Source organism: Pseudomonas sp. XP1, assembly GCF_053557675.1.
This window is the reverse complement of the sequence record NZ_JBNRIJ010000015.1, coordinates 1-9,072: the sequence shown is the minus strand read 5'-3', so window position 1 is coordinate 9,072 and position 9,072 is coordinate 1. Positions and strand designations below refer to the sequence as shown.

9 protein-coding genes are annotated in these 9,072 nt (G+C 64.1%); 5 read left to right on the top strand and 4 right to left on the bottom strand.

Annotated elements, in window-relative coordinates; translation table 11 throughout:
* Positions 1–102 precede the first annotated feature (102 nt).
* The 5 genes from ACK1U9_RS14885 (at position 103) to cobA (ending at position 5,760) form a co-directional block, all read left to right on the top strand.
* A complete protein-coding gene (locus tag ACK1U9_RS14885; RefSeq protein ID WP_449109981.1) occupies positions 103–1,317 on the top strand; it encodes a CmpA/NrtA family ABC transporter substrate-binding protein in 1,215 nt (404 codons plus the stop codon).
* A gap of 12 nt (positions 1,318–1,329) precedes the next feature.
* A complete protein-coding gene (locus ACK1U9_RS14880) occupies positions 1,330–1,905 on the top strand; it encodes an ANTAR domain-containing response regulator (protein ID WP_046616281.1) in 576 nt (191 codons plus the stop codon).
* Between the two features lie 194 nt (positions 1,906–2,099).
* On the top strand, positions 2,100–3,311 hold the full coding sequence (locus ACK1U9_RS14875; RefSeq protein WP_085601514.1) for a nitrate/nitrite transporter: 1,212 nt from the start codon (positions 2,100–2,102) through the stop codon (positions 3,309–3,311).
* A 10-nt stretch (positions 3,312–3,321) separates the two neighbouring features.
* A complete protein-coding gene (locus tag ACK1U9_RS14870; RefSeq protein ID WP_046616283.1) occupies positions 3,322–4,992 on the top strand; it encodes a bifunctional protein-serine/threonine kinase/phosphatase in 1,671 nt (556 codons plus the stop codon).
* A gap of 27 nt (positions 4,993–5,019) precedes the next feature.
* A complete protein-coding gene (gene cobA, locus ACK1U9_RS14865) occupies positions 5,020–5,760 on the top strand; it encodes a uroporphyrinogen-III C-methyltransferase (RefSeq protein WP_046616284.1) in 741 nt (246 codons plus the stop codon).
* A 213-nt stretch (positions 5,761–5,973) separates the two neighbouring features.
* On the opposite strand, the gene ACK1U9_RS14860 is transcribed toward cobA, so the two are convergent.
* The 4 genes from ACK1U9_RS14860 to ACK1U9_RS14845 form a co-directional block, all read right to left on the bottom strand.
* Positions 5,974–7,011 (bottom strand): OmpA family protein, encoded by a 1,038-nt coding sequence (locus ACK1U9_RS14860; RefSeq protein WP_046616285.1) that lies wholly within the window; start codon positions 7,009–7,011, stop codon positions 5,974–5,976.
* 111 nt (positions 7,012–7,122) lie between these two features.
* Positions 7,123–7,689, bottom strand: a complete 567-nt coding sequence (gene sigX / locus ACK1U9_RS14855) for an RNA polymerase sigma factor SigX (protein WP_003248665.1) — start codon at positions 7,687–7,689, stop codon at positions 7,123–7,125.
* 112 nt (positions 7,690–7,801) lie between these two features.
* Positions 7,802–8,626 (bottom strand): mechanosensitive ion channel family protein, encoded by an 825-nt coding sequence (locus tag ACK1U9_RS14850; protein ID WP_004376138.1) that lies wholly within the window; start codon positions 8,624–8,626, stop codon positions 7,802–7,804.
* 2 nt (positions 8,627–8,628) lie between these two features.
* Complete coding sequence (locus tag ACK1U9_RS14845; RefSeq protein WP_004376140.1) at positions 8,629–8,901, bottom strand: hypothetical protein; 273 nt, start codon at positions 8,899–8,901, stop codon at positions 8,629–8,631.
* Positions 8,902–9,072 lie beyond the last annotated feature (171 nt).

The window sequence follows — 9,072 nt, the reverse complement described above, 5'->3', positions numbered from 1 at the left end:
ATGCAGGCGGCACAAGGCAGTTGCTCCACAGGGATGCTGCCAGATGGCACATCGGTTGCACCGGAAAAGCCCACAGCCTTATCAGTATGGGCGAGGAACCTTGTGAACACTGTACCCCGAGCAACGCCCCTGGCCTGGGTCAACGGCAGTGACGCGCCGGAGAAGCCCTGCCTGAACATCGGCTACATGGCCCTGACCGACTGCGCCTCGGTGGTAGTCGCCGCCACCCAGGGCTTCGCCCAGCAACACGGCCTCACCCTCAACCTCAAGCGCCAGGGCTCCTGGGCCGGGTTGCGCGACAAGCTGGTCAGCGGCGAGCTGGATGCCGCGCACTGCCTGTATGGCCTGGTCTACGCCGTGCACCTGGGCATTGGCGGTGTACCGGCCAGCGCCATGGCCGTGCTCATGGGGCTGAACCAGAACGCCCAGGCCATAAACCTGTCCCCGGCCTTGCAGAGCAAAGGGGTGACCAACCCTGAAGCATTGGCGCGCCTGGTGCACCAGCATGGCGCACGCCTCACCTTCGCCCAGACCTTCCCCACCGGCACTCACGCCATGTGGCTGTATTACTGGCTGGCCAGCCAGGGCATCCACCCACTGCGCGACGTCGACAGCGTGGTGGTGCCACCGGCGCAGATGGCCGCACATATCCAGGCCGGGCGCATCGACGGTTTCTGCGTGGGTGAACCCTGGGCTGCCGATGCCGTGGCCAACGGCCAGGGCTTCACCTTGGCCACCAGCCAATCGATCTGGCCGGACCACCCGGAAAAGGTCCTGGCCTGCGCCCGCGGCTTTGTCGAGCAATACCCCAACAGCGCCCGCGCGCTGATCAAGGCGGTCCTGGCGGCCAGCCGCTTCATCGAGCAAAGCCCGGAAAACCGCCGCAGCACCGCGCAACTGCTCAGCGGCAGCGCCTACCTGGACACCCCCCAGGCAAGTATCGAACCGCGCCTGCTCGGCAGCTACCACGATGGCCTGGGCAACCACTGGCAAGACCCCCACGCCCTGCGCCTGCACGACCATGGCCGGGCCAACCTGCCGTACCTGTCCGACGGCATGTGGTTCATGACCCAGTTCCGCCGCTGGGGCCTGCTGCGCGATGACCCCGACTACCTCGGCGTAGCCCGCGAGGTCCAGCAACTGGCACTGTATGGCGAGGCGGCCCGAAGCCTCGGCGTGGCCTGCCCCGAGCAGCCGATGCGTAGCAGCCTGCTGATCGATGGCAGCCGCTGGGACGGCAGCGACCCCTACGGTTATGCCCGCAGTTTCAGTCTGCATGCCCTGGGCAACCTGCCCGATGCCCGTGTCGGCGCGTGAGGGGAACCATCCATGTTGCGCATCCTGCTGATCGACGACACCCAGAACAAACTCGGCCGCCTCAAGGCCGCCTTGAGCGAGGCCGGCTTCGAGGTCATCGAAGCCCCAGGCCTGACCATCGACCTGCCCGCCTGCGTCGAAACGGTGCGCCCGGACGTGGTGCTGATCGATACCGACTCACCGGACCGCGATGTGATGGAACAGGTTGTCCTGGTCAGCCGCGACCAGCCGCGGCCGATCGTGCTGTTCACCGACGAGCACGACCCCGGGGTGATGCGCCAGGCGATCCAGGCAGGGGTCAGCGCCTACATTGTCGAAGGCATCCATGCCGCGCGGCTGCAACCGATCCTGGACGTGGCCATGGCCCGCTTCGAAAGCGACCAGGCACTGAAGGCGCAACTGCTTGCTCGCGACCAGCAACTGGCCGAGCGCAAGCGCATCGAGCAGGCCAAGGGTTTGCTGATGAAGATGAAGGACTGTAACGAAGAAGAGGCCTACACCCTGATGCGCCGCCAGGCCATGAGCCGGCAGCAGAAACTTATCCAGGTGGCCGAACAGATCATTGCCATGCACGAGATGCTGGGCTAGCAACCTCCTTCACGCGCTCCTACAAGGGGACTGCAACTTCTCAGAGTTGGCCCATCTCTTGCTGAACGAATATCACCGGTAGCCAACGGCGGTTGCCAACTTGATCCCGACAAAGACGTCGCTCTCCCCTCCACCTGCGTGGAGCGGGTAGCGGCGTCTTTTTCGTTCCGTTGCATTGCCGAGTGAGGTGTTCGATGAGTACCAGCTTCTGGAAATCCGGGCATGTGCCCACGCTGTTCGCCGCGTTCCTGTACTTCGACCTCAGCTTCATGGTCTGGTACCTGCTTGGCCCACTGGCGGTGCAGATTGCCGCCGATCTGCAGCTGAGTGCACAACAACGGGGCCTGATGGTGGCCACGCCGATCCTGGCCGGGGCGATCTTGCGCTTTGCCATGGGCGTGCTGGTCGACCGCCTGTCGCCCAAGACCGCCGGGCTGATCGGCCAGGTGGTGGTCATCGTCGCCCTCGCCGCTGCCTGGCACCTGGGCGTGCACAGCTATGAACAAGCGCTGCTGCTGGGCGTGTTCCTCGGCTTTGCCGGCGCTTCGTTCGCCGTGTCACTGCCGCTGGCCTCGCAGTGGTACCCGCCACAGCACCAAGGTAAAGCCATGGGCATTGCCGGTGCCGGCAACTCCGGCACGGTGTTCGCCGCCCTGCTGGCCCCGGCGCTGGCTGCGGGCTTTGGCTGGAACAATGTGTTCGGCTTCGCGCTGGTCCCGCTGTCGCTGGCCCTGTTGGTGTTCGCCCTGCTGGCACGCAATGCTCCGCAGCGGCCCAAGCCAAAAGCGATGGCCGACTACCTCAAGGCCCTGGGTGACCGTGACAGCTGGTGGTTCATGTTCTTCTACAGCGTCACCTTCGGCGGCTTCATCGGCCTTGCCAGCGCCCTGCCCGGCTACTTCAGCGACCAGTATGGCCTGAGCCCGGTCACGGCTGGCTACTACACCGCTGCCTGCGTGTTCGCCGGTAGCCTGATGCGCCCGCTCGGCGGCGCGCTGGCCGACCGCTTCGGCGGCATCCGCACCCTGCTGGGCATGTACAGCGTGGCGGCCATCTGCATCGCAGCAGTCGGCTTCAATCTGCCCAGCGCTGCCGCCGCACTGGCCCTGTTCGTCAGCGCCATGCTCGGCCTCGGGGCCGGCAATGGCGCGGTGTTCCAGCTGGTACCGCAACGCTTCCGCCAGGAGATCGGCGTGATGACCGGGCTGATCGGCATGGCCGGCGGCATTGGAGGCTTCCTGCTGGCCGCCGGGCTGGGAACCATCAAGCAGTACACCGGTGACTACCAGCTGGGGCTGTGGCTGTTCGCCAGCCTGGGCTTGCTGGCCTGGTTCGGCCTGCACGGCGTTAAACAGCGCTGGCGCACCACCTGGGGCTCGGCTGCGGTTACCGCGGCACGGGTCTGAGGTTACAGCCATGAGCCTGCAACTGAACTTTGCCCAGGCCAGCGCCACCGGGCCGCGCGAGGAAAACCAGGACGCCCTGCGCCTGGTTACCCCGGCGCCGGAGCTGGCCGCCAGCAAAGGCTACCTGTTCGCCCTCGCCGACGGCGTCAGCCAATGTGCCGATGGCGGCCTGGCAGCCCGTGCCAGCCTGCAGGCGCTGGCCCTGGACTACTATGCCACTCCCGCGACCTGGAGCGTGGCCCAGGCCCTCGACCGCCTGCTGCTGGCGCAGAACCGCTGGTTGCGTGCCCAAGGCAGTGGCCAGCCACTGCTGACCACTCTCAGCGCGCTGGTGCTGCGTGGCCGGCGCTTTACCCTGGCCCACGTGGGTGATTGCCGCGTGTACCGCTGGCACGCTGGGCGCCTGCAATGCCTGAGCGAAGACCACGTATGGGACCAGCCCGGCATGCAGCATGTGCTGAAGCGCGCGCTGGGGCTGGACCAGCACCTGCTGGTGGATTATCTGGAAGGTGAGCTGCAGCCAGGCGAGAGCTTCCTGCTGTTGAGCGATGGCGTATGGGCCAGCCTGGGCGACCAGCACATCCAGGCGGTGCTGCGCGAGCAACCTGACCTGCAACTGGCCGTCGACACCCTGGTCGCCAGCGCGCACCTGAACGGCAGCCAGGACAACGCCAGTGCCTTGCTGGTGCAGGTCGAGCAACTGGGCACGGCCAACCTGGGCGATACCTTGGCGCAACTGCAGCAATGGCCAGTGCCCGGCCCGCTGCGTGAAGGCCAGGTAATCGATGGCTGGCAAGCCGAAAAGCTGCTTTCGCACAGCCGCCAGTCGTTGCTGTACCGGGTGCGCGATGGCCAGGGCCGAGCCTGGCTGCTGAAGACCCTGCCCACAGCACGCGAGCAGGAGCCCGGCGCGGCGCAAGGGCTGTTGCTGGAAGAATGGTTCCTGCGCCGGGTCGCTGGCCGGCACTTCCCCGAGCTGCACACCGCCGGCCAGCGCCAGCACCTGTACTACGTGATGCGCGAATACCCCGGCCAGAGCCTGGCAGCGCTGCTGGCCGAGCACGGCCCGCTACCCATGCCGCAGTGGCTGGAGCTGGCCCGGCAGCTGCTGCAGGCGGTCGGTGTACTGCACCGGCGCAACCTGCTGCACCGCGACATCAAGCCAGAGAACCTGCACCTGGGCAGCGATGGCCAACTGCGCCTGCTGGACTTTGGCCTGGCCTACTGCCCGGGCCTGTCGGAAGACCCACTGCACGAGTTGCCAGGCACGCCGTCATACATTGCCCCGGAAGCGTTCGACGGCCAACCGCCCAGCCCACGCCAGGACCTTTATGCAGTAGGCGTGACGCTGTACCACCTGCTGACCGGGCATTACCCCTACGGCGAAGTGGAGGCCTTCCAGCGCCCGCGCTTCGGCCAGCCGGTCAACGCCGCGCGCTACCGTCCCGACCTGCCGGAATGGCTGCAGCACAACCTGCAGCAGGCACTGGCAGCCGACCCGGCGCAGCGCTTCGAAACCGCCGAACACTGGTTGCTGCTGCTCGAGCGTGGCGACCGCCAGGAACTGCCCAGCCGGCCACGGCCGCTGCTGGAGCGCGAACCGTTGAAGGTCTGGCGCACCCTGGCCCTGCTGTCCTTGCTGTTCAACCTGATATTGCTGCTCACCCTGCTCAAGGGCTGAACGCACCCTGCCGATGAGGAAACCCTGATGAATGCGAAAGTCTGGCTGGTTGGTGCTGGCCCTGGTGATCCCGAGCTGCTCACCCTCAAGGCCGTGCGCGCCATGCAGCGAGCCGCTGTGGTGATGATCGACGACCTGGTCAACCCGGCGGTGCTGGAGCATTGCCCACAGGCTCGGGTGATTGCCGTGGGCAAGCGCGGCGGCTGCCGCTCCACGCCGCAGGCCTTCATCCAGCGCCTGATGCTGCGCCATGCGCGGCAAGGACGCTGCGTGGTGCGGCTCAAGGGCGGCGACCCGTGCATCTTCGGCCGTGGTGGTGAAGAGGCGCTGTGGCTGCAAAGGCATGGCATCGAGGTGGAAGTGGTCAACGGCATCACCGCCGGCCTGGCTGGCGCCACGCAATGCGGTATTTCCCTGACCTCACGAGGTGTGAGCCGGGGCGTGACACTGGTGACGGCACATACCCAGGACGACAGCGAACTGAACTGGGCGGCCTTGGCCCAGGGCGGGACGACGCTGGTGGTGTACATGGGCGTGGCCAGGCTGGAGCAGGTACGCCAAGGGTTGCTCGACGGGGGCATGGCACCGGCGACGCCAGTGGCGATGATCGAAAATGCCTCGTTGCCGCAGCAGCGGGAGTGCAGGAGCGATGTGCGGGGGATGGTCGAGGATGCGCGGGGGTTTGGCTTGCGTAGCCCGGCGATATTGGTGATTGGGGAGGTGGTTGGGGAACAGGGGGAGCAGGATCTTGTGGCAATTGCCGGATGATGCGCTGCCTGCGCCGGCCTTTGTGGGAGCGGCCTTGTGTCGCGAAAGGGCTGCACAGCAGCCCCGGCAATACCTGCGACGAAGCTGAAAAACTGGGGCCGCTACGCGCCCCTTTCGCGACACAAGGCCGCTCCCACAAGGGGCACACAAACCCAAGAAACAGGCAAAGAAAAACCCGGCCGAGGCCGGGTTTTTCATGAAGCTTCAAACCAATTACTTGGCCTGGGCTTCTACCTGAGCTTCAACGCGACGGTTGATAGCGCGGCCTTCTTCGGTGGCGTTGTCGGCAACCGGACGGGTTTCGCCGTAGCCAACCGAGTCAACACGGCTGGATTCCACGCCGTACTGCTGGGTCAGGACCTGCTTGACAGCGTTGGCACGACGCTCGGACAGCTTCTGGTTGTAAGCGTCTGGGCCGACGGAGTCAGTGTGACCTTCCACGGTGGTGGTGGTCTGTGGGTACTGCTTCATGAAGTCAGCCAGGTTCTTGATGTCGCCGTAGCTGTTTGGCTTGACGACCGACTTGTCGAAGTCGAACTTGACGTCCAGCTCAACGCGAACGACTTCGGCAACAGCCGGGCAGCCATCAGCGTCAACGGTAACGTTGGCCGGGGTGTCAGGGCACTTGTCGACGTTGTCGCAAACGCCGTCGTTGTCGGAGTCGGAGCACACTTCGGCAACTGGAGCCGGAGCGACTTCAGCTTGCTTCGGGCTACCGCCGAAGTTCAGACCAACACCAACGGTCGGACCCCACTCGGTGTTGCCGTTGTCGATGTTGTACATGGCTTCTACGCCGGCACGGGCGAAGAACATGTCGGTGATGTACCACTTGGCGCCAGCGCCGACGTTGGCGAAGGTGGAGTGGTCGCGGCCGCTACGAGTGGCCTGGCCCAGGCTCTCGTGAGCGAAACCGGCGGAAACGTACGGACGCAGAGCGTCGCCAACGGTACCGAAGTGGTAGGTAGCGTCGAGCTTGGCTTTGGAACCTTTGATGTCTTTGTTGAAGACTTCACCACGAGCGTTGTGGGTCTCGTTGTAGCCGAGGTCCAGGGAAACGTCGTCGGTCAGGAAGTAGCCCAGGCGAACACCAGGATTGGTGCCGTCGTTCTTGAAGTTACGTTCGCTGTCGTAGTACTGCTTGGTAACGTTGCCTTCGATTTCCACAGCGCCTTGGCCTTGAGCCAGAACGCCGAACGAAGTAGCAGCGACGAGCGAGCCAATGGCCAAGCCCAAGGTGTTTTTCAATTTCATCCGTTAAATCCCCATCTGGTGATAGTTAAGCAGTCCCACCACAAACAAGGGGGACAACTCGACGGCAAGTCTAGCAGAACTCGCCGGTTCGTTAGAGATATTTGCACGCCACTAAGTTTCATCGAGGCCGGCAAATTTCTCCCGAAGCTTGTCTAGCGCGCGCTTGTAGCGCATTTTTGTCGCGCTCAGGCCCATGTGCATGATGTCGGCAATTTCCTGAAATTCCAGCTCTGCGACAAAACGCAGCACCAGGATTTCCCGGTCAATCGGGTTCACATGCACCAGCCATTTGTCCAGCCCGCCTTTTTCTTCCGGCTTCGGAGCCTTGTCCTCGGACGCCTCTTCCACAGGGTCCAGACTCAAGGCATCCATCAACCGACGTTTACGGCGCTCCTTGCGGTACTGGGTAATGCATTCGTTGTAGGTGATGCTGTAGAGCCAGGTCTTGAACTTGGACTTACCCTCGAAGTTCTTCAGCCCGTACAGCACTTTCAGCATGACTTCCTGACAGACATCGTCCGCGTCACGGTCGTTCCCCAGATAACGCGCACAGACGTTGAACAGGGTCCGTTGGTAGCGCCGCATGAGCTCCTCATAGGCGCGGGTAACGTGGTACAGCTCCTCATGCGAACGCGCCACCAACTCTTCGTCGGTGAGCTCGCGGGGGTCATAACGCATGGGCGGCGAATGAACTTTATTCAAAACGGATCTGGCCGACAGTCAGGTCAATGTCGCCGCGCGACCCCGTGGGTCGATTTTCGCGGCGGCATACATTAACAGCTTTGTGCGGTTAGCGGCTATTGACTCGCTGTTCAAGCAGCTCACGATTGGACAGCGAAACCAGTTCGCCATCATCGGTCAGCAGCGTCGTCTTGACCGTACCGATCTCCTCGATGTGCCCTTCGACCTCGCCAATTCGCACCTGCTGGCCCACCTGGTACAGCTCGCGCACGTAGATGCCGGCCAGGATCTGCCCGGCGATTTCGCGGCTGCCCAGGCCCATTGCCAGCGCAACGGCCAGACCAACGGTAATCAGCCCGATCACGATCACATGGTTCAGTAGGTCGGTTTTCACCTCCAGCTGGCTGATGGCCACCGAGATACTGATGATGATCACCAGGCCCTGGGTGATACGCCCCAGGCCTGCCGAGTATTCCAGGCCGATGCCTTCGGCAGCGCCGCGCACCAGGCCGTTGGCCACTTGCGCCAGCAGCACGCCGGCCAGCAGCACCAGGGCTGCGCCGAACACCTTCGGCAGGTACAGGGCAAGCATGTCGAGGGTTGCCGAGACTCGCTCCAGGCCCAGCGACTCGGCGGCCGACACCAGGAAGATGAGCAGCACGAACCAGTAGACGATCTTGCCGATCAAGGTGGAGATCGGCACCTGGATGCCGACCCGGCCAAGCATCTTGGTCAGGCCGGTGCCGGCCATGAGGCGGTCCAGGCCGAACTTGGCCAGCAGTTTGGACAGCAGCGTGTCGAGCAGCTTGGCCACCACGAAACCGAGCAGCACCACGACCAGCGCGCCGAACAGGTTGGGGATGAAGTTCGCTACCTTGGTCCAAAGGGCAGTCATGGCGGTGACCAGGCTCTGGGTCCAGAGATCGAGTTCCATATTCAATCGGCCTTATCTGCTTTGCTGCCGTTGGCAGCGTTGCGGGAAGAGTGTCGACGCACCGGCGCAACATGCGCCGCGCCATTGTTCACGGCGATCAGCAGCGCCTGGCTCCAGCGGCCAAGCAGGCTGAACAGATCACCTGCGCCAACCTGGCGGTTGGCGGTTTTCAGCACGCGGCCCAGGCAAGCGGCGTCGTCCCGGTCGTCCCGGTCATTGCCGGAGGGTGACGCCTTGAGCAGGTCGCGCAGGGATTCTTCAAACGGATCGTGCATGGGCACCTCGCGCAGTGTCAGTCAGAGACGAGATGGCCGGTCGATGGGTCACACATCGCATTGGGACGAATGTTTCAAAATGAATGGTGCTTGCCTGCACTGGCCCTATCGCCGGCAAGCCAGCTCCCACAGGGGTACCACAAACCCGGAAACCTGTGGTGCACCTGTGGG